This window comes from Paraburkholderia suaedae, from assembly GCF_040812055.1.
Classification (GTDB): domain Bacteria; phylum Pseudomonadota; class Gammaproteobacteria; order Burkholderiales; family Burkholderiaceae; genus Paraburkholderia.
Map to the genome: position 1 here is coordinate 187707 of NZ_JBFOAH010000012.1, position 19945 is coordinate 207651.

Annotated in this window: 16 protein-coding genes; 10 read left to right on the plus strand and 6 right to left on the minus strand. The window is 63.8% G+C overall.

Translation table 11 applies throughout. The features are described from left to right. Nucleotides 1-45: 45 nt before the first annotated feature. The 5 genes from ABQJ48_RS18380 to ABQJ48_RS18400 form a co-directional block, all read right to left on the minus strand. The gene (locus tag ABQJ48_RS18380) at nucleotides 46-918 is read right to left on the minus strand and encodes a DMT family transporter (protein WP_367839426.1); all 873 of its coding nucleotides are present in this window, start codon (nucleotides 916-918) and stop codon (nucleotides 46-48) included. Nucleotides 919-1048: 130 nt separating this feature from the next. Further along, nucleotides 1049-2608: an ABC1 kinase family protein gene (locus ABQJ48_RS18385; protein WP_367839427.1), complete on the minus strand. Its 1560-nt coding sequence runs from the start codon at nucleotides 2606-2608 to the stop codon at nucleotides 1049-1051. A 271-nt stretch (nucleotides 2609-2879) separates the two neighbouring features. Continuing rightward, entirely contained in the window at nucleotides 2880-3227 is a 348-nt protein-coding gene (locus ABQJ48_RS18390; RefSeq protein ID WP_367839428.1) for a hypothetical protein, read from the minus strand. 239 nt (nucleotides 3228-3466) lie between these two features. Beyond that, nucleotides 3467-4672, minus strand: a complete 1206-nt coding sequence (gene glf / locus ABQJ48_RS18395) for a UDP-galactopyranose mutase (RefSeq protein ID WP_473094152.1) — start codon at nucleotides 4670-4672, stop codon at nucleotides 3467-3469. Next, nucleotides 4651-5871, minus strand: a complete 1221-nt coding sequence (locus ABQJ48_RS18400) for a glycosyltransferase family 1 protein (RefSeq protein WP_367839430.1) — start codon at nucleotides 5869-5871, stop codon at nucleotides 4651-4653. The genes glf and ABQJ48_RS18400 overlap by 22 nt, the downstream gene beginning before the upstream one ends. Before the next feature lie 355 nt (nucleotides 5872-6226). Here ABQJ48_RS18400 and ABQJ48_RS18405 point away from each other — a divergent pair, with 355 nt between their 5' ends. Then, on the plus strand, nucleotides 6227-8410 hold the full coding sequence (locus tag ABQJ48_RS18405; RefSeq protein ID WP_367839431.1) for a family 1 glycosylhydrolase: 2184 nt from the start codon (nucleotides 6227-6229) through the stop codon (nucleotides 8408-8410). 455 nt (nucleotides 8411-8865) lie between these two features. On the opposite strand, the gene ABQJ48_RS18410 is transcribed toward ABQJ48_RS18405, so the two are convergent. Further along, on the minus strand, nucleotides 8866-9150 hold the full coding sequence (locus ABQJ48_RS18410; protein ID WP_367839432.1) for a hypothetical protein: 285 nt from the start codon (nucleotides 9148-9150) through the stop codon (nucleotides 8866-8868). A gap of 332 nt (nucleotides 9151-9482) precedes the next feature. On the opposite strand from ABQJ48_RS18410, the gene ABQJ48_RS18415 reads away from it, so the two are divergent. The 9 genes from ABQJ48_RS18415 to ABQJ48_RS18455 all read left to right on the plus strand — a co-directional run bounded on the left by ABQJ48_RS18415 (nucleotide 9483) and on the right by ABQJ48_RS18455 (nucleotide 19458). Further along, nucleotides 9483-10238, plus strand: a complete 756-nt coding sequence (locus ABQJ48_RS18415; RefSeq protein ID WP_367839433.1) for a DeoR/GlpR family DNA-binding transcription regulator — start codon at nucleotides 9483-9485, stop codon at nucleotides 10236-10238. Between the two features lie 960 nt (nucleotides 10239-11198). Next, entirely contained in the window at nucleotides 11199-12290 is a 1092-nt protein-coding gene (phnS, locus tag ABQJ48_RS18420; protein ID WP_367839434.1) for a 2-aminoethylphosphonate ABC transporter substrate-binding protein, read from the plus strand. Nucleotides 12291-12387: 97 nt separating this feature from the next. Continuing rightward, nucleotides 12388-13488, plus strand: a complete 1101-nt coding sequence (phnT, locus tag ABQJ48_RS18425; RefSeq protein WP_367839435.1) for a 2-aminoethylphosphonate ABC transport system ATP-binding subunit PhnT — start codon at nucleotides 12388-12390, stop codon at nucleotides 13486-13488. Continuing rightward, nucleotides 13466-14416, plus strand: coding sequence for a 2-aminoethylphosphonate ABC transporter permease subunit (phnU, locus tag ABQJ48_RS18430; RefSeq protein WP_367839436.1), 951 nt, complete (start codon nucleotides 13466-13468; stop codon nucleotides 14414-14416). The genes phnT and phnU overlap by 23 nt, the downstream gene beginning before the upstream one ends. Next, the gene (gene phnV / locus ABQJ48_RS18435) at nucleotides 14406-15269 is read left to right on the plus strand and encodes a 2-aminoethylphosphonate ABC transport system, membrane component PhnV (protein WP_367839437.1); all 864 of its coding nucleotides are present in this window, start codon (nucleotides 14406-14408) and stop codon (nucleotides 15267-15269) included. Before phnU ends, phnV begins: the two co-directional genes overlap by 11 nt. A 73-nt stretch (nucleotides 15270-15342) precedes the next feature. Further along, nucleotides 15343-16086 (plus strand): phosphonate utilization associated transcriptional regulator, encoded by a 744-nt coding sequence (locus tag ABQJ48_RS18440; protein WP_367839438.1) that lies wholly within the window; start codon nucleotides 15343-15345, stop codon nucleotides 16084-16086. Nucleotides 16087-16170: 84 nt separating this feature from the next. Continuing rightward, a complete protein-coding gene (phnA, locus tag ABQJ48_RS18445; RefSeq protein ID WP_367839439.1) occupies nucleotides 16171-17445 on the plus strand; it encodes a phosphonoacetate hydrolase in 1275 nt (424 codons plus the stop codon). Then, nucleotides 17442-18893: a phosphonoacetaldehyde dehydrogenase gene (gene phnY, locus ABQJ48_RS18450; RefSeq protein ID WP_367839440.1), complete on the plus strand. Its 1452-nt coding sequence runs from the start codon at nucleotides 17442-17444 to the stop codon at nucleotides 18891-18893. Before phnA ends, phnY begins: the two co-directional genes overlap by 4 nt. Before the next feature lie 4 nt (nucleotides 18894-18897). Continuing rightward, complete coding sequence (locus ABQJ48_RS18455; RefSeq protein ID WP_367839441.1) at nucleotides 18898-19458, plus strand: phosphonate degradation HD-domain oxygenase; 561 nt, start codon at nucleotides 18898-18900, stop codon at nucleotides 19456-19458. The last annotated feature ends 487 nt before the right edge of the window (nucleotides 19459-19945 follow it).

The following is a 19945-nucleotide window of genomic DNA, read 5'->3' on the forward strand; positions in this document are numbered from 1 at the left end:
GACGGATGCGGGCATGAGCGTTGGCGAGCGTCCTCGCTGGCAACTTCATGAGCGCGCGAGCAGCACGCCCGTCAGCGCGACGGCGAACCCCGCGATCTGCACCGGCAGCAGCGTTTCGCCGAAGCCGGCATAGCCTTCGAGCGCTGCGAGTGGCGGCGCGAGGAACATCAGCGCGGTGGCGCGCGCCGCATCGCCGCGCCTGACCATCCACACCAGCAACGTGACGCTGATGCCCGAAAGCATCGCGATGCCCCACGCGAGCGAGGCCCACAAGGTGGCCGACCCGATCCAGCGATGCTCGCCGAGCGCCAGAGCAAGCACCGCCGCGACGAGCGCTGCGCCGACATTTTGCACAGCGCTCGCGCTGCGGATATCGGCCTTCGCGAGCGAGGTCTTCTGAAACAGCGTGCCCGCCGTGATCGACGCGACCGCGGCGACCGAGATGACCACGACCAGCCACCCGGGCGCATTGCCATGCGCCGTCGGCGGCGCGGCCGCCGCGAGCTTCGGCTCGAGCACCAGCACCACGCCTGCGAGGCCTAGCGCCATGCCGGTCCAGCCGCGTCGCGACAGGCGCTCGCCGAACAGCGGCGCTGCGGCGGCGGCTGTGGCGAGCGGCTGCAGCGCGCCGAGCAAGGCCATCACGCCCGCGCTCATGCCTTGCGCGACGGCCCAGTAGCCGGCGCCCAGATAGATGCCTTGCAGGAGCGCGCCCGCCGCCAGGTGCTTGCCCAGGCTGCGGCCTGTGGGCCAAGCCGAGCGTGCGACTATCGCGGCGAGCGCGAAAACCAACGCGGTGCCGCCAAACCGCGCTAGCAGGAAGAGGTTGGGATCGGCGTAGGGAGTGATCGCGCGGGCAACCACGAAACCGGTCGACCACAGCACGACGAACACAGCGGCAATGAGCGAAGCGAGCATCGAAAAAAGGATGGCGTGGAAAGCCGCCATCCTGGCCGGACGCGCGTGGCCTGTCTTGTTCGAAGCTGCAATATATCGCGCGGCAGCGAACGGCCGTGCGGCAGGTGGTTCTACCGGTAGCGCTCACTCATCACCGGATCAGCAGCATCGTCCCCGCGCCTAGCAGCCCGCCGCATACCGCACAGGCCCACAGCAACATCCGCGTGCGGCGGTACTCGCGCCCGATCTCCGCGATCAACTGCGCGTTTTGTTGCGGCGTACGCGCGCGCTCGTGTTCGGCTTGCAAATAGCGAACCGCCAGTTGCGGTACGCGCGGCAGCATATGCGCGAGATGCGGCAACTCGCGCGAGATGCGCTTGATCCAGCCGCGATGGTCGATGTCGCGTTGCGCAATGTCCGCGATCACGCGACGCGCAATGTTCCATGTGTCGACGCCCGGATGCAGCACACGCGCAAGCGTCTCGGCCTGTTGGAACGAGCGCTGCGCGGTGGCGAGGCCGGCGGGCACCGCGCCGTCGAACGGATGCACGGCGTGCAGCAGATGATGAAACAGCGAGCCCGCGGAGCGATCCGCCGGCACGGCCGCGAAATGGGCTTCGGCGCGCGTGCGCAACTCCGCTTCGAGCATTTCGGCGCGAGTGTCGGCCGACACGTGCCCCGCATCGCGATGCATCTCGGCAAGGCGCCCGTAGTCCTGCTCGAACAGCGCGCTCGCGCCGTGCACGAAGAACTCGCGCTCGGCAGTGGACAGTGTCGACATGACCGAAAATTCCGCGAGCACGAGGCGCCCGAGCGTGTCCCGCTCGATGCTCACGCGCACGCGGCGCGCGTCCAGCGTGGCGTGGAAGAAGCCATGCTCGAACGCCTGCTCGGAAACGACTTCGACGATATGCGCGGCGAGCGGCGCGAGCTTCACATGATGCCCGTGGAGGCCGGCCAGGTCGGTCGCCGGCAAGGTGTTGATGCGCTGCATCGTCAGCGTGTAATGAGTGCACAGCTCCCATATCACGTCCGGCACGACGAGGCGCGCGTCGCCGTCGAAATGATGGCCGGTCTGGCTCAGGTTGGCCGCTTCCGCGCGCAGGTCGAAGCGGCGCAGAATGTCGTCGGTGAAGGTCTGCGCGAGCGCGCGCAGTTGCAGGCGACGCGCCGTGCCCGATAGCTTTTCCAACCAGCGTGCGACCCAGCGCAAAAGCGCCAGTTCGTCGCCGATCTGCCGAAGCTGCTCCGCGCGCACCAGTTTGATCGCCACTTCGCGATGCCCTTTGATGGGCGTCAGCAGCCGTGCGAAATGCGTCTGTTCGGCAAAGCCGCTGCGCACCGGCACCAGGTCGACTGCGCTGAACAGCGTGTCGAGCGGAATGCCGAACGCGCGCGCCAGCGCCGCCGCGGATTCGCGCGGCGGCAGCGGCGCCTCCATGTGATCGACCGCGTCGATTGCGTCGTGCAAGGTCGCGCTCGCGAGTTCAGGGCGTTGCGCGAGCGTCTGCGCGAAGCGGGTTGCGAGCGGTCCGAGCGTCGGCAGCAGACCGTGCAGGTTGTCGACGCTGCGCCCCGATGCATGCATACGGCCGAGCAGTTCGACCATCCAGTGGAGTTTGCGCCCGGGCGGCGCGGCCAGCCAGATCAGGCGCGCGCCGTAGCGCAGCGCGTGCAACAGCAGCAGTAGACGGCGAAGCAGTGGCGGCATTGGATGTTCGGTTGACGGAGCAGCAGGATCGACAGAGATCGACGGGCATCGACGCGCATCGACCGGATATCGGCGCGCGGCCAGGGCTCAGGTTAGCAGGTAACGAGCAGACGGGCGCGCCGCAGTAGCGTTGCGATGTCGGGCCTAATACGATACAGCGGCCCTCTCAAATCGTGGCGAAATCCCAGCGTGCCGGTTTCCGGCCATTTACAGGATGCTCGCAGAATAACGTAGGCGCCTTGGCTGACGGCCTTCCGTTGTAAAGCCTACGTCAAGCGAAGCCAACAGCCGGTCTGCGGCATCTTTCCGGAAGTGAACATTGTGATCCGCCCGCTGTTAGCTGCCGGTCCACCGCCGATGAGCGGCCGGCGGGTCGGGCCGGCGAATTCAACCGGTGGATGCGATAGTTTGCTGGAATCGTCGTGAACATCTGTGGCGCGATCGACGCGTCACGCCATCCGGAATAAAGCCGTACGCAATGCGTTTCCGGAAAACGGCCATCGAGCAGCGCAAGATAACGTTCAACTGATGTTCTGACAGCTTGCGTGGCGTCGCCGCGGAGCTCCGCGTGCTCGAAGCTGCCATACACGCTGTCGTAGCGCAAGTTCTCCAGCGCCATGCCGATCGCCTTGACGCAAGCGGCCGACACTGTAAAATAATTCGGATAACTATACATTAACGATACGTGCGAGCGCTCGGGCGTCACCTGAAGCACGTCTCCTGATAGCAGCGTTCCATCTCCGCTCTCGTCATGAAGCACTGCTGCACCCGGGAAATGCGCGCCTAGCCGCAGCAAGGAAGCGTACAAGCCCGCCAGCGCGTCGCACGGTACAGCCACGCGATCGTCACGGATAGCGTCTAGGCCGTCGCCTTCAATGCCTCCCGTTCGGCGATCCGCTCCACGATAGTCAGCGCCTGCGCGACCACCTGGTCCATGTTGTAGTAACGGTAAGTTCCTAGCCTTCCCGCAAACGTCACCTCCGGACGAGCGTCGGCCAGCGCCTGATAACGCTTGAACAGTTCAGCGTTGGCCGGCTGCGGAATCGGATAATACGGATCGCCGTGCTCGCTCGGATACTCGCGAGTAATACTTGTGAGGGCATGCTGCTGCCCGGTCAGGTACTTGTATTCCGTAATGCGCGTATGGCACACGTCCGCAGACGGATAGTTGACGACGGCGGCTGACTGGAAGCGCTCCTGCTCGAGCGTTGCATGCTCGAATATCAGTGAGCGGTACGGAAGCTTACCGAGGCAATGCTCGAAGTACTCGTCTATGGGGCCCGTGTAGATGAGGTTGGAATAGCGGACCTCATCGCGGATTTCCTTGTACTCGGTGTTCAGCATGATCTTGATGTTCGGATGCGCGAGCATCTTTTCGAACATACGCGTATAGCCTTCCAGCGGCATACATTGGAACGTGTCGGTGAAATACCGGTCGTCCGTGGTGGTGCGTATCGGTACTCTCGACGTGACGCAGCGATCGAGCTCCGACGGATCCAGGCCCCACTGTTTGCGCGTATAGCCCCGAAAGAACTTTTCATACAGTTCCCGGCCAACCTTGCTGACAACGACGTCCTCGGACGTACGGATCTCCGTGACGGGTTCAGCGCGCTCGGTCAGGAACGCCTCTGCCTGCTGCGGCGAGAGCGCGAGCGAATACAGGCGGTTGAGCGTCGTCAGGTTGATGGGCACCGGCAACAGCATCCCATCGACGGACGCGAGTACCCGGTGGCTATAGGGGCGCCACTGGGTGAAGCGCGACAGGTAATCGACGACCCGTTGCGCGTTAGTATGGAAAATGTGTGGGCCATAGCGGTGTACGAGAAGGCCGTCGCGGTTGTACTCGTCGTAGGCATTGCCGCCTATATGGGAACGCCGGTCGACGATCAGTACACGTCGACCGTATTGCCGCGCGAGCCTTTCGGCCATGACGCTACCGGAGAAGCCCGCCCCTACTATCAAATAATCGAAGCCCTTCGACTTGAACCTTGCAGGCTCCGGCGCGGTTGCGTTTCCGTCCTGGCTACGGTCTGATCGTTGTCCTAAATTGTGGAGAACGCGCATTTCTCCACCTCGGCCAGCATTGCCGCGCAAGTGTTGTCCCACGACATTCCCGCGAGCACTGTTTCGACGCGGGCGAGAAAGGCGGCCCGGTCTGCCGCGTCGACCAACGCAGCTTCAATACTGCGCTCGAATTCGGCCGCGTTACGAGCGATACGCACAACGCCGCTGTCGCCATAGCGCGACACGACATCGGTGATCGGCGTCGATACGACCGGACGGCCGGCGGCAAGATACTCCGGGGTCTTGGTCGGGCTGATATAGCGGGTTGCCTCATTTAGGGCGAACGGCATGAGTGCGACGTCCCAACTTGCCAGGTAGCGCGGCAGGTCCGCATACGCTTTCTGACCCAGGTAATGAATGTTGTCGGCTCGAGGCAGGTCAGTCAGCTCGATCTTGACGACGGGTCCGAGCATGATGAATTGCCAGTCGGGTCTGGCTGCGGCCAGCCCGCCGATCAACGGTGCATCGAAGCGTTCGTCGAGCACGCCGTAGAACCCGAGGCGAGGTCGCGCTATGCCGGCCTGGTCGGACGGTTCGGGCGACGCTTTAAGAGCGCCTGCAAAGTGACCGATGTCGACACTGCTGGGAAACGCATGGACGTTAGGATGAAGCCCGCGCTTGGCTTCATACAGGCTTCGACCGCCGGTGAATATGACGTTCGCTTTGCGCATCAGCGCGGCTTCTCGTTGCGCGATCTGCGGCGGGGCCATCTTGAACGCCGACAACTCGTCCATGCAGTCATACACGACCAGTCGCGCGTGCAGGTGACCGGTGAAGGCAAGCGCCATCGGCGAGTAGTACCACAGTCCAAGATCTCGCACGTCGGCGCTGGCAAGGTATTGGTCGAGTAGTACACGCTGCGCCGCTTCGTCCTGTTCCGCGGTGCGGCCAGCGGGAAGGCAAGGCGTCAGGACGCGAATGCCTTCCTCGGTAGTTCGCACCTCGAGCCATGCCTCGGGCCGCTCGCTGCGTCCTGGCTCCTCGAAAAAAAGCACTTCAGTATGTTTCGCGATGCGCGAGAGCAAGTGCTGCGGCCGCTGATACACGAAGTCCCAGCGCAAGTGCGAAAGACACAGAACGGTCCGCGGCAAACCGGATGGTGCTGTCGCCCTGTTCGGGTACAGACGTTCACGAACGACGGTGGCGGGGGCGCTCGCACTGGCGACTCGCCCCATTTGTTGAGCTTCCAGATAAGACAAGGGATAGCCTCCGTAATGAACTGCTCGCGGCTTGCCACGCGAGTCGCACTCCGATCCGAGCCGACTGGACGCACTACACAAGTACTCGTAGTCGGAGCAATAGCGGCTTTCTCAGCGATGCTCTTGCACTGGTTCGCATATAGCCATGCGAGATACCACCGGTGTCGACCGTGCTGCTGTGCTTCACCATCATTCGAAATCTGGGCTCGTTGCGCTTGCCTGCGCAATCACCATTCCCGAGTTCCGTTGAGGACTCCCAAAAAGCCAGCACCTGGTTGGGGCACGAATAGTGCTCGGACGCGAGCAGGTCGCGCATTCGGCGCAACGAGCGCCGGCAGCAAAAAGGTATAGGCCCATGGAAGAGCGGTTGGCATTGTGGGGTGGGGTGGAATGCACGCTCAATCGCGTTGGCGACCAAGTTTTTAGTCAGCTGGAGCGTAATGGACATGCAACACGCGCAACCGATCTGAAGCGTTTCGCCTCCCTGGGCATACGGGCTTTACGTTATCCGGCACTGTGGGAGAGAACGGCGCCGGCCGGTATCGAACATGCCCAATGGTGGTGGCTTGACGCGCGCCTGCCCGAATTGCGCGATCTTGGCGTGCAGCCTATTGCCGGGTTGCTTCATCACGGCAGTGGGCCCTTGCCGGGCGGGCTCCTCGACGCCGATTTCGCCAGAGGTCTCGCCCGATACGCCGGCGTGCTCGCGCAACGCTACCCCTGGCTCGAGTACTACACGCCGGTGAACGAGCCGAACACGACGGCGCGTTTTAGCGGGCTCTACGGCGTTTGGCACCCGCATGGAAGAGACGACCGCACTTATCTGCAGGTACTGATCAACCAGTGCAAGGCCACCGTGTACGCAATGCGTGAAGTGCGGAAAGTCAATCCGGAGGCAAAACTCGTCCAGACTGACGACCTGGGTAAGACAGAAGGCAGCCCTGCGATGCGCAAGCTGGTCGAGTTCTACAATGAACGGCGCTGGCTTACATGGGACCTGCTCTGCGGAACAGTCGTGCCGGGCCACTCTTTGTGGAAGTACTTCATCGACGCAGGCATTCCATCCGATGAAGTTCTATGGTTTGCCGACAATCCCTGTCCTCCCGACATCATCGGACTTAATTACTACATCACGAGCGCGCGGTGGCTGGACGATCGGCTGGACAAGTATCCGTGCGCCTATCATTGCGAGTGGCACGGTTATCGTCTGGCTGATATAGAAGCAGCGCGTGCGCTAGCGGTTCCGCCGTCTGGCATCAAGACACTCATCGACGAAGCATGGCAGCGCTATCACCGTACCATTGCGGTCACTGAGGCTCACACGGACTCGACACGCCAGGATCAGATGCGTTGGCTCCATGAGATATGGACGGACGCCAACGATGCACGCGAGCAAGGCGTGGACGTGCGCGCCGTGACGGTCTGGGCATTGCTCGGATCGTACGACTGGAATTGCCTCGTCACGGACGAGCGCGGGTACTACGAGGTGGGCGCGTTCGACGTTCGTGCTGCCGAGCCGCGAGAGACGGCAATCGGTCGTCTGATGCGCGATCTCGCCGCCGGCCGTCCCGCGATGCATCCGGCGCTGCATGGCACGGGTTGGTGGCGTCGGCCGGGGCGCTTTTTCTGCGAGCCGGTGCAGCACGATGCACACGGCACCGCTTCGCGACCTCGCCCGGTGCAGATTGCGACCCGTGCAGCCGCGCCCATCGTCATCATTGGCAACGGCGCACTCAGCCGTGCCTTCGCGCAAATCTGCGAGCAGCGCGATCTGAAGCACAGGGCAGTGCGGCTCGACGACATCGCCCTGACGGACGGCGAAGCTGTTCAGCAACTGATTCGACGGGAATCCGCCTGGGCCGTTGTGAATGCAACCGACGCCATCGACGTCGACGAAGCCGAGCGCTGCGCCGAACACCATCTCTGGGGCACCATGATCGGAACGACGAGACTTGCGCGAGCCTGTGCCGCGCGACAAGCCCAGTATCTAACGTTCTCGTCCCACTTCGTCTTCGACGGTCTACGCGCGCAACCGTATTGCGAGACCGACGGCGCGGCTCCGCTTAACCGCTACGGCAGCAGCATGGCTGAAACCGAGCGGCGAGTGCTCTGTGTGTGTCCGCAGGCGCTCGTGGTTCGCACGGGCGCTTTGTTCGGGCCGTGGGACAACGACAACCTGCTGTTCCGGGCGCTTGATGCGTTGTCTCGCGATTTGCCGTTTATCGCCGAGGCGGATGTGACCGTATCGCTGACGTATGTGCCGGATCTGGTACATGCCTGTCTGGATTTTCTTATCGACGCGGAAACCGGAATTCTCCATCTCAGCAACCTCGGGGCCGTCACACGGGCGAGCGTGGCACTGCAGGCCGCGGCCATTGCGCACATGAACGCGGCGCTCGTGCAAGCGCGCCCGGTGAAAGATATGAATCATGGCGCTGCGAGGCCGGCCTACAGCGTACTGAGGAGTCACCGCGGAGCGATTCTGCCCACACTGGACAGTGCTCTGCTCCGCTACGTTGAGCATTGGCGAAACCGATAGAGCGTCGGCGTGGGGTCTCGGTCCAGCGGCCACTGACGCATGCAGTGAGGTATCGACGGCGGAGTCGTTGGGGTAAAAGGGAAATACTATGGAAAAGGGCCGATGGATTCCCGACAGTGTCGCGGTATTCGTGGACGCATTGTTATGGCGTGCTCGTTCAGATCGAGCGAGGATGCATCGTCAAGCGCAGGCGCCTCACGCCGCGCTTGCCGAAAGCATCGCCGGCGTCGGTGATCGCTGTCGACTCCCGCCCGTTTTTCGACGTCCGGCAAGGACGATCGAGACGATCGCGGCGACGAACCTTCTAAACGTATGACGTCGACGAGATCCGCTCGCACTGTAGTGACTACACCGCCAACCTGTAATTCCTGCAATGCAGACTCGCGCATGGCAACGCGACCGGCGAACCACCGGCACAAGCCCGCCACTCTGCGCTTGCGTGATGTCTGACGCTCCTATCTGGCAACTCGAGCACCCGTTTTCGCGTAATCGACGCGGCTGGCAAGTGTGCAATCGCGGCGATCCTTGTCATGATGCGCAGACCGGAAGTGCGAGGCGCATAGAGCATCGCGGTGCCGTTCAATGTGGTCCGTGACGAAATCCTCACACAGTTTTCGCACCGTGTATGATTCCGGCGTCAACGCCGCTACAGGCGGTTCGATGCGCGTGAGAACGAGGTCGTCGCCAGCTTCGCGGCGCGCCCGGATGCTTTGCCACTCTTCACGCTTCTGCTCACGCATCGGGCCGTCGACGGCCGGCTCGCATCGGTAGGTTCAACTGCGCCGCGATGTGGTCGCTTCGAGACGAAGGCACGGGGATGCCCCGAACCATGTGGGTATCGAGCTTCAGCTGTTTCGCGGCTTGCACCCAATTGCACGACCGGCGAGGTTTTCAGCGAATGAGTGAAAAAGCTGCGCCAACGTCTAAAGTTGAGTGATTTGCAGATGCCCGCAGATGCCTCTCCCTGCGGAAATCGCGGATGCAAAAAGCCCTTATCTAAACTAAAGGGCGTTGAATCAAGAAACGTCTCGCGTGACAAGCGTCTCGCCGGATGATGAAGGAAAAGCCGTCAATGCTCGCAGAACAACGTCACCAATACATCCTGGCGCAAGTCGCGAAGACCGGCGCGCTTTCGGTCGCCGAACTGGTGCGCGAACTGAAGGTGTCGCGGGAGACCATCCGTCGCGACCTGAACGCGCTCGCCGTGCGCGGACTACTCGTCACGACGCACGGCGGCGCGCTGTCGAGCGACCGTCGCGAGCCGGACCTCGATACGCGCGAAGCGGCCAACGCCGGCGCGAAGCGTGCGATCGGCGAGCGCGCAGCCGAGTTCGTGCCGGACGGCGCGTCGCTCATCATCGATTCGGGCAGCACCACGCAGGCCGTGGCGCGGGCGCTGCTCGACCGGCATCGTCTGGTGGTCTACACGAACGACTGGCGCATCGCGCTGCTGCTCGGCAGACGCAACGACAACCGCGTGACGCTGCTGGGCGGCGAGCTGTCGGACATCGAAGACGCCACATTCGGGCTCGACACGGTCCAGCAACTCACGCAGTATCACGCGGACTTCGCGTTCATCGGCGCCGGCGGGATCTCGCCGGACGGCTATCTGACCGACTACAGCCGCATGGCGGCCGAAGTACGCGGTCGCATGATCGCCGCCGCCGACACCGTGGTGATCGTCGCCGATCATTCGAAATTCGGACGCGTCACGCCGGTGCGGATCAACGGGATCGAGGCGGCGCGCTACCTGGTGACCGAACTGGCGCCCGAGCGAGCGCTCGGCAAGGCGATTACCGCCCATGGGCCGGAAATTCTGATCGCGTGACTGCGGACTTGCTGCGGGGCTGCACGCCCCGTCTCGCGATGCCGACTCGTGCGAGCATGCGTTCGAGCGCGGGCAACGCATGATGCGATTGCGTTGCGGACCCCGCACAAGCCCATGCACTCAAGGCACGCTGCCGCGACGGGTCCCGAAACGGCATCCAGCATCGCGGTGGATGCACCGCTAGCTGCCGCAGGCCGCATCGTCTTCTCGCGTCGTCGCGTCCAAACGCGCACACCTTTGCTCACTGCAGACCTCAATCGGGCGAACTGATGCGCGCCGCTTTGAGCTCAGGGGCACAGCGATAGTCGAGCAGTTGCGTGCGAGAAGCCGTTTCGACGGCTCAACTCCCGCTGCACATGAACCGGGATGCACACATAGACATTTTCGCCATGTACGATTTCCACCGAGCGCGGCGCGCAAGCGGTCGTGCGTGCGCTGGTCAGCCGGGGGATCGGTTCGCCGCGTTGGTAGCCGCATCGCTCAGCGCGCGTCGGCGAGAAAAGAAGTGAAGCACCCGTGAGTGGACCGCGATCCTGCGCGCAGGATCGCACCATTTCCACGGGCCCGCGACTGCGGCTATCCGGCGCATATGCCGCCGTAGGCAGGTTGGCAAACAAATACATTTTGGCTGTTATTGGCGAATTGTGTAGTTTTGTGGAACTCGCCACAATCGTCATGGCGTTGTCACGCGAACCTGTGATCCTTGCCATGCCCGTTCACGCATGGCAGGCAGCGCGAGCGTCGTAGAGGGGCTGGAATTTTGGCTGGAGAATAAGCAGCTAGGTTGTCGGCAATCTGCAATCGGGCCACTGGTCGGCAATCGGCGCGCAACTGTGCGCGTGCAATGCCATGACCGCTGGCTGCGGGCAACACGCAAGCGGCACGGCGCTAACGCCGTTCAATCACAACAGGTCTCGGGTTATCCCGACCGTCTGGTTTTTGCCTTTCGGAGAAAACGACATGACAACGACGCATTCCCTACACGCTACCGCCGCTCTCGTTCGCAAACTGCTGCCGGCGCTCGTCGCCTCGGCGGCATTCGGCGGCGCGGCGATCCAGGCCCACGCGGCCGACGCCGTCGTTCTGTATACGGCGGACGGCCTCGAAAATCTCTACAAGGACGTGTTGCCGGCCTTCGAAAAGAAGGAAGGCGTGAAGGTCAATATCGTCACGGCGGGCAGCGGTGAGGTGGTGAACCGCGCAACCATCGAAAAGGATCAGCCGAAGGCCGATGTGATCGTCACGCTGCCGCCGTTCATCCAGCAAGCGGACCAGGCGGGCCTGCTGCAGGCGTACGAGAGCGCCAATTACAAGAACGTACCGGCGATCGCGAAGGCGCCCAACGGTGCGTGGGCGACCTTCGTGAACAATTATTTCTCCTTCGCGATCAACCCGGACGTCACCAAAACTCCGCCGAAGACCTTCGCGGACCTGCTGCACCCGGACTACAGCGGCAAGGTCGCGTATTCGAACCCGGCTACGGCGGGTGACGGCATGGCGGTGATCATTCTGACCTCGTCGCTGATGGGCGAGGACAAGGCGTTCGACTATCTGAAGAAGCTCGAACAAAGCGCGAAGTTCCACACCAAGGGCACGGGCTACCTGGACGTGCTGCTCTCGCGCAACGAAATCGCCGTCGCCAACGGCGACCTGCAAATGGATCTCGACGACGCCGCCAACGGCGGCCTGTCGCTCAAGCCGGTGTTCCTCGCGGCCGAGCCCGGCGGCCAGCCGAGCACGTTCCAGTTGCCGTACGCGATCGGTCTGATCAAGAACGGGCCGAATCAGGCTGAAGGCAAGAAGCTGATCGATTACCTGATGTCGACGCAAGTGCAGGCCAAGGTGCCGGACATCTTCGGCATTCCGGGCCGCACCGACGTGCCGCTCGCCGGCAAGAACGGCGAGACGGTCAAGCAGGCCATCGCCGGCGTGAAGCTGATTCCGGTGGACTGGAACCACGTCATGGCGAAGAAGGCCGAGTGGACCGCACGCTGGAAGAGCGAGGTGATCGGCTCCTCGGGCAAGCAGATCGAAGTGGTCAAACCGAAGTAGAGCGCCGCTCGCGGTGAAATCGACGTAACGGAGTCGGGCGGCGCCTTGCGGAATGGACCGGCGCCGGTCAGCATCAATCCTGTTGGAGGACCATCCGGTGAATATGGCCAGTCTTGCTCCCCCCGACGCGCTCGACGCCCCACCGGACGCGCTCGATGCCGCGCGTTCGAACGCGCCGGGCGGCGTGCAGATCGACCATCTGACGGTGCGCTTCGGCACGCGCACGGTGCTCGACGATCTGTCGCTGACCATCCAGCGCGGCGAGTTGCTTACCGTGCTTGGCCGCAGCGGTTGTGGCAAGACGACCCTGCTGCGCTTCATCGCCGGGTTCATCGAGGCCGATGGTCTCGCCGGCACCCTGAGCGTGGCCGGCCACGATCTCACGCACGTGCCGCCGCACAGGCGCAATCTCGGTCTGCTGTTTCAGAGCTATGCGCTGTTTCCGCATCTGTCGGTGTTCGAGAACGTCGCGTTCGGTTTACGCGCGCGCCGCACGCCGGCGCGCGACATCGCGCGACGTGTCGCCGATGTGCTGAAGCTGGTGCAGCTGGGCGACGCCGGCCACGTGATGCCGGCACAACTGTCGGGCGGCATGCAGCAGCGGGTGGCGCTCGCCCGCGCGTTGGTGATCGAGCCGGACGTATTGCTGCTCGACGAACCGCTGTCCGCACTCGATGCCAATCTGCGCGCGTCGGTGCGTTCCGAGCTGAAGGCGCTGCACGAGCGTTTGCCGAATCTGACGATCCTGTGCGTGACGCACGATCAGGACGACGCACTGGTGCTGTCCGACCGCACGCTGCTGATGCGCGACGGACGCATCGCGCAACTGGGCACGCCGCAACAGCTGTACGACACGCCGGTCGACAGCTTCGTCGCGCGCTATCTGGGCGCGGCCAATCTGTTGCCGCCGCAGGTCGCGTTCGCGATGGACGACGTGCGCTACAACGAGCGCGAGCGGGTCGCCTGTTTGCGTCCGGAGGCGCTGTGCATCGTGCCGCTCGGCGAGGGGCAGATGCATGGCGTGATCACGTCGGTCGAGTGGTACGGCGCGGTGCTGTCGGTGCAGCTCATGCTCGACGCGCTGCCTGGCGAACCGGTGCTCGTCACCCTGCAGCGCGGCCAAGGCATGGCGCCGGTGAAGGGCGCGCGCGTGTCCCTGCGTTATGAGGCAGACGATGTCGTCCTTATCCAGCCCTGATACGCCGGCGTCGTTGAGCGCGGCCGACGCCTGCGCCGATGCGCGTCGCCGCGCCAGCGCCGCGTCGCATACCGCCGCGGTGAAGCGTCGCGCGCGCGCGGCGCAATGGCATCTGCTTTTTATCGCCGTGGTGGTGCTCGGGCCGCTGGTGATCTACCCGCTCGTGCGTCTGGTGATGCTGAGCCTGACCGGCGCACACGGCCTGAGCCTGCAAGCGTATTCGACCTTCTTCGGCAATCCGGAGACGCGCGGCGTGATCGGCACCACGCTGTGGATTCTGTTCGCCAGCGCTGGCCTCGCATCGCTGCTCGGCGTGGCGCTGGCCTCGATCCTGTTCTTCAAGCCGTTTCCCGGCGCGCGGTTGATCACGCGCTTTCTCGAGCTGTTCGTCGCGTTCCCCTCGTTTCTGGTCGCGTTCACGCTGATCTTCCTGTACGGCTCTCAAGGCTCCGTGAGCATCGGCCTGCAGCGACTGTTGAACCTGCCGGCGCCGCCGCTCGACTTTCTGTTCGGCGTCGGCGGCGTGATTCTCGCAGAGGTCGTGTTCTACGCGCCATTCGTCGTGCGTCCGACGCTCGCCTCCTTCGCGCTGCTCGACCGGCGTCTGATCGAAGCCGCGCGCAGCCTCGGCGCGAGCGGTCTGATGGTGGCGTTCAAGGTGATCCTGCCGCTCGCCTGGCCGGGCATCGCGGCCGGCACCATTCTGTGTTTCCTGCTGACGCTCAACGAGTTCGGCATCCTGCTCGTGCTCGGCAGCGCCCATCTCATTACGCTGCCGGTCGCGATCTACAGTTCCGCCACCGTCGACCTCGATCTGCCGGCCGCCGCCGCCGGCGCGGTCGTGATGCTGGCGATGTCTTTGTCGCTGTACGCGTTGTACCGCCAGGTCAACCGTCGCAAGGTGAAAGGAGCGGGCCATGGCCGTTGAACTCGAGCCGACCGTGTTGCCGGTCATGCCCAGGAAAGCGCGGCCGGTGCGCCGGAGTCTGCTGGTGCGTGTGCTGGGGGGACTGTTTCTCGGCTTGGCCGGGTTGCTGTGCTTCTGGCTGTTCGTCGTGCCGGTGCTGGTCGTCGCGTTGTCGAGCGTGGCCTCTCACTGGTCCGGCACGATCCTCCCCGACGGTTTGAGCATGCGCTGGTTCGAACGTCTCAGTTCGAGCGACTTCGATGCGCTGACCACCAGTCTCGAAATCGGCATGGGGGTCGCGGCGCTGGGCACCATCCTCGGGCTGTGGCTTGCGCTCGCGCTCGAAGGGCGCGACCGGCGCGGCCTGGGCGCGTTCGTCGACACCATCGCGATGATGCCCAACGGCGTGCCGAGCGTGGTGCTGGGGCTCGCGGTGCTGATCGCGTATCACAAGCGGCCGGTGGATCTGTCGAGCTCGGCGGCGATCGTCGTGTTCGTGCAGCTCGCACTAGTGCTGCCGTTCTGCTACCGGTGCGCGGCCGCGGCGTTGCGCCCCGAGCTGACGGTTTTGCGCGACGCGGCGGCCAGCCTCGGTGCGCCGCCGTCGATGGTGTTGCGCCGCGTGGTGCTGCCCCAACTGGTGCCGGCGATCCGCGCGAGTCTCGCGCTCGGCTTCGCGCTGTCGCTGGGCGAACTGGGCGCCACGCTCACCGTCTATCCGCCGGGCTTCGCGACGGTGCCGATCGTCGTCGTCGGGCAGGTGGAGCGCGGCTATTACCTGCCGGCCTCCGCGTTGTCGCTGATCCTGTTGCTGGTTTCGCTGGCCGCGCTGCTCGTGATCGCCGCGCGCGTCCCGCGTCGTCGGCTCGACTGACGCGTCGTTGCGCAGCGCGTCGGGGTGCAATGTCGTCGTGCAAACCCATGTGAATGTGGCAAAATATGCCAAAATGACCGAATATATGTTGGCTCCTTCTGTCGATCCAATCGATCTCGTGCGCAGGCATTCGCTGACGACGCTGGTACGCGACCAGATCGAGCGGCACATCGTCGAAGGGGCGCTCGCGCCCGGCGACAAGCTCAACGAGGCCGACTGGGCCGCGCGCCTGCGTGTGTCGCGCGGGCCGGTGCGCGAGGCGTTTCGCGCGCTGGAGCAGGCCGGCCTCGTGCGTACGGAGAAGAATCGGGGCGTGTTCGTGCGGACGGTGTCGCTGGCTGAGGCGGACGAGATTTATGCGGTGCGCGCGGTGCTCGAAGAAGCGGCGTGCCGGATGCTGGCGGCGAGCATCGACGCAACGAAGCTCGCGGTGTTGCGCGACTGGCTCGACGCGATGCGCGCCGCAGCCGATGCGCAGGACCACGACGGTTACGCGCGAGCCAACGTGGCGTTTCACGACGCGCTGGTGGCGGCCTCGGGCAACCGGAAGCTTTATGAAACGTATCGGCGGCTGGTGAGTGAGTTGAGCCTGTTCCGGCGTGCCGCGCTGCGAGTGCATGCCCATGCGATGGCGCGCTCGCTGGCCGAGCATCGCGCGATTCTGACGGCGCTCGCATCGCGCGACGCCGAGCATGCCGCGGCGCTGATACGCGGGCACGTGAACGGCGGCCTGCAGCGCGCGCGCGCGGCGTGCGAGACGGCGCGGCCGCAGGCCGGCCCGTCCGGATCGCCGGCCGCGCCCGTTTCGGGCGATTGAGCGCAAGCGTTGGCTGTTGCGACCGCTCGACCGGAAGACTCAATTAACGACAGCACGCGTGCCACGCACGCATGGAAGGCACCGATGGCAAACTCAGGCGAGCGCACGATCGAAGTCAACGGCCGCAGCTACCGGCTCCCTTCGCAACCTACCGTCGTGGTGTGCGTCGACGGCTGCGAGTTCGATTATCTCGAGGCGGCGGTCGCGGCCGGCGTCGCGCCGTTCATCGGCAAGATGCTCGAAAGCGGTTCGGCCTTCAAGGGCGACTGCGTGATCCCGTCGTTCACCAATCCGAATAATCTGTCCATCGTGTGCGGCGTGCCGCCGTCGGTGCACGGCATCTGCGGCAATTACTTCTGGGACCCGGACGCGAACCACGGCGAGGGCGCCGCGGTCATGATGAACGATCCCGCCTATCTGCGCGCCGGCACATTGCTCGCCGCCGCTGCCGAGGCAGGCGCCGCGGTCGCCGTGATCACCGCGAAGGACAAGCTGCGCAGCCTGCTCGGCTGGCAACTGAAGGGGATCTGCTTCTCGGCGGAGAAAGCCGACAAAGCGACCATCGCGGACAACGGTATCGACGACGTGCTCCAGTTGGTCGGCTTGCCGTTGCCCGATGTCTACAGCGCGGGGCTGTCCGAATTCGTGTTCGCCGCCGGCGTGCGGCTCGCGCAGACGCGCAAGCTCGACCTGATGTATCTGTCGACCACCGATTACGTCCAGCACAAATGGGCGCCCGGCACCGAAGGCGCGAACGCGTTCTACGCGATGATGGACCGCTATCTCGCGAAGCTCGACGCGCTCGGCTGGGTGATCGGCCTGACTGCCGACCACGGGATGAACGCCAAGCACGATCCGGCCACCGGCGAGCCGAACGTGATCTACCTGCAGGACATGCTGGACGACTGGCTTGGCGAGAAGACCGCGCGCGTTATCCTGCCGATCACCGATCCGTACGTGGTGCATCACGGCGCGCTCGGGTCGTTCGCGACGGTTTATCTGCCGCGCGGAGTCGATGCCGCGCTGGCGATCGAGCGCATCGGCCGGCTGCCGGGCATCGAGGTGGTGCTCGACAATCGCACGGCGTGCCAACGCTTCGAGCTACCGGAGGACCGCGTCGGCGATGTCGTCGTAGTCAGCACGAAACATGTCGTTTTGGGCACGCGTCGCGATGAGCATGATCTGTCCGGGTTGACCGTGCCGCTGCGTTCCCACGGCGGTATTTCCGAGCAGGAAGTACCGCTGCTGTTCAACCGGCGTGTCGAGGCTTCGCTGGGCGGCACTCACGGCACTAATGGCAATAGACTGCGCAACTTCGATATCTTCGATCTTGCGCTCAATCGCGTGTGCGCATCATGAACACCACGCTGCGTGACCATCCGGCTTTCCGCGCCGAAGCGCTGCGGCTCGAAGGCAAACGCGCGACCCGCGCGCGTACCCTCGACGTACTCGATCCCTACACCGGCACGCGTGTCGGCACAGTTCCGCTCGCGAGCGTCGACGACGTGCGCGCCGCGTTCGACTACGCGGCCGCGTATCGGCCAACGTTCACGCGTTACGAGCGTTCGCAGATCCTGGAGCGCGCGGCCGCGCTGCTGCGTGAGCGCAGCGAAGAGGCGTCGGATCTGATCTCGCTCGAATCGGGCTTGTCGAAGCAGGACTCGCGCTACGAGATTGGTCGGGTTGCGGATGTGTTGAAGTTCGCGTCGATCGAAGCGTTGCGCGACGACGGGCAGAGCTTCTCCTGCGATCTGACGCCGCACGGCAAGAAGCGGCGCGTCTTTTCGCAGCGCGAGCCGCTGGAGGGTGTGATCGTCGCGATCACGCCGTTCAATCACCCGATGAACCAGGTCGCGCACAAGATTGCGCCGGCAATCGCGACGAACAATCGCGTGCTGCTCAAGCCGTCGGAGAAGGTGCCGTTGTCCGCGCTTTATCTCGCCGATGTGCTCTATGAAGCCGGCTTGCCCGCGCCCATGCTGCAGGTGCTCACCGGCGATCCGCGTGAAATCGCCGACGAGCTGATCACGCATGCGCTGGCAGAACTCGTCACGTTTACGGGGGGTGTGGCGATCGGCAAATACATCGCCGCTAAGGCCGCTTACCGGCGCGTCGTGCTGGAACTCGGCGGCAACGATCCGCTGATCGTACTCGATGACGCGGATCTCGAACGTGCGGCGACGCTGGCCGCGCAGGGCTCCTATAAGAACTCAGGGCAGCGCTGCACGGCGGTCAAGCGAATTCTGGTGCAACAGCGTGTGGCGGCGGATTTCACCGAACTGCTCGTGGAGAAAACGCGGGCCTGGTCATTCGGCGATCCATTCGATGCGTCGAATCAGATGGGCACGGTGATCGACGTCGCCGCGGCGCAGCTTTTCGAGGCGCGCGTCAACGAAGCGATTGCGGGTGGCGCGCGGCTGCGGATCGGCAACCGGCGCAATGGCGCGCTGTACGCGCCGACGGTGCTGGACGGCGTTGATCCGTCGATGACGCTGGTGCGCGAGGAAACCTTCGGACCGGTCTCGCCGATCATCACGTTCGATACGCTCGACGACGCCATTCGCATCAGCAATGGGACGGCGTTCGGGTTGTCGTCGGGCGTGTGTACGAACCGGCAGGACGCGATCACGCGCTTCATCAACGAATTGCGCGTGGGGACGGTCAACGTATGGGAAGTGCCCGGCTACCGGATCGAGCTAACGCCGTTTGGCGGCATCAAGGACTCCGGGCTCGGCTATAAGGAAGGCGTGCAGGAAGCGATGAAGAGCTTCACTAATCTGAAGACGTTTTCATTACCGTGGGAGTAGCGCAGTGGCATTGAGTGTGAGCGACATCCGTGCGCTATTCGAGCAATACGGCAATCTGGCCTATAGCGGAGAGCCGGTGACGCAACTGGAACATGCTTTGCAAAGCGGTACGCTGGCCCAGGAGGCGCGCGTCGGCGACGAGCTGGTGGCAGCGGCATTTTTGCACGACCTTGGGCATCTGTTGAACCGGCAAGGCGACACGCCGACCGAGCGGGGCATCGACGATCTGCATCAGTATTTCGCGCTACCGTTCTTGCGGCCGGTGTTGCCGCATGCGGTGCTGGAGCCGATCCGATTGCACGTCGACGCCAAACGCTGCCTGTGCGCAATCGACGACAAGTATTTCCGACAGCTTTCCGCGGATTCGGTAAGGAGCCTGGAATTGCAGGGCGGCATCTTCAGTAGCGAAGATGCCGAGGCGTTTTTGGCCAAGCCCTATGCGGAAGATGCGTTGAATCTACGTAAGTGGGACGACCGCGCGAAAGAACAGAATCGTGCGACACCGGATCTGGATCACTTTATGGGTGTGGTGGAGCGGGTGATGCGCAAACACGCGGTTGTGTGAACTATGTTTCCGCTTTTCTACGGGTTTCAGCTTTTTGCCAGAATTGGAATAATCAATTGTTCGTGTCGTGGTTATCGTGCCCGCTCGGCGCGCAGTCGAGCACGTCAAAATAGCGCTTGCCAGTCGCCTTTGGGCTCGCTAGAATCTCGCTCTTTCGTGCGCCGGACCTCCGGGCATGAAGAGGCGGGAAAGCCAGCAGTGGCAAGGCTTCCAGCGCGTCGGGCAGGTCAGGAAATGTGAAAAAACCTGTTGACGGCGTAGCGGAAATTCTCCATAATTCCGCTTCTCTGCTGCAGATGCAGCGACGCAGAACGGAACGCAGTGCCGGGTAGTTGAAGCAGGCGCTGCGCCACGTGAAGCGGACCGATCTTTAAAAACTAACAGCCGATAAGTGTGGGCGCTTGATGCGCGATGCGGTGGGCGGGTTCCGAGGAATCTGCCTGCAGGCAAAAGTATCAAGTCTCACACAGTAATGAAAGAAAGGTCT

What these genes read in the sequence shown, in the direction of transcription:
- ABQJ48_RS18380 (WP_367839426.1), bottom strand. Translation starts at nt 918, where the DNA reads ATGCTCGCTTCGCTCATTGCCGCTGTGTTCGTCGTGCTGTGGTCGACC.
- ABQJ48_RS18385 (WP_367839427.1), bottom strand. Translation starts at nt 2,608, where the DNA reads ATGCCGCCACTGCTTCGCCGTCTACTGCTGCTGTTGCACGCGCTGCGC.
- ABQJ48_RS18390 (WP_367839428.1), bottom strand. Translation starts at nt 3,227, where the DNA reads ATGGCGCTGGAGAACTTGCGCTACGACAGCGTGTATGGCAGCTTCGAG.
- glf (WP_473094152.1), bottom strand. Translation starts at nt 4,672, where the DNA reads ATGCGCGTTCTCCACAATTTAGGACAACGATCAGACCGTAGCCAGGAC.
- ABQJ48_RS18405 (WP_367839431.1), top strand. Translation starts at nt 6,227, where the DNA reads ATGGAAGAGCGGTTGGCATTGTGGGGTGGGGTGGAATGCACGCTCAAT.
- ABQJ48_RS18410 (WP_367839432.1), bottom strand. Translation starts at nt 9,150, where the DNA reads ATGCGTGAGCAGAAGCGTGAAGAGTGGCAAAGCATCCGGGCGCGCCGC.
- ABQJ48_RS18415 (WP_367839433.1), top strand. Translation starts at nt 9,483, where the DNA reads ATGCTCGCAGAACAACGTCACCAATACATCCTGGCGCAAGTCGCGAAG.
- phnS (WP_367839434.1), top strand. Translation starts at nt 11,199, where the DNA reads ATGACAACGACGCATTCCCTACACGCTACCGCCGCTCTCGTTCGCAAA.
- phnU (WP_367839436.1), top strand. Translation starts at nt 13,466, where the DNA reads ATGTCGTCCTTATCCAGCCCTGATACGCCGGCGTCGTTGAGCGCGGCC.
- phnV (WP_367839437.1), top strand. Translation starts at nt 14,406, where the DNA reads ATGGCCGTTGAACTCGAGCCGACCGTGTTGCCGGTCATGCCCAGGAAA.
- ABQJ48_RS18440 (WP_367839438.1), top strand. Translation starts at nt 15,343, where the DNA reads ATGACCGAATATATGTTGGCTCCTTCTGTCGATCCAATCGATCTCGTG.
- phnA (WP_367839439.1), top strand. Translation starts at nt 16,171, where the DNA reads ATGGCAAACTCAGGCGAGCGCACGATCGAAGTCAACGGCCGCAGCTAC.
- phnY (WP_367839440.1), top strand. Translation starts at nt 17,442, where the DNA reads ATGAACACCACGCTGCGTGACCATCCGGCTTTCCGCGCCGAAGCGCTG.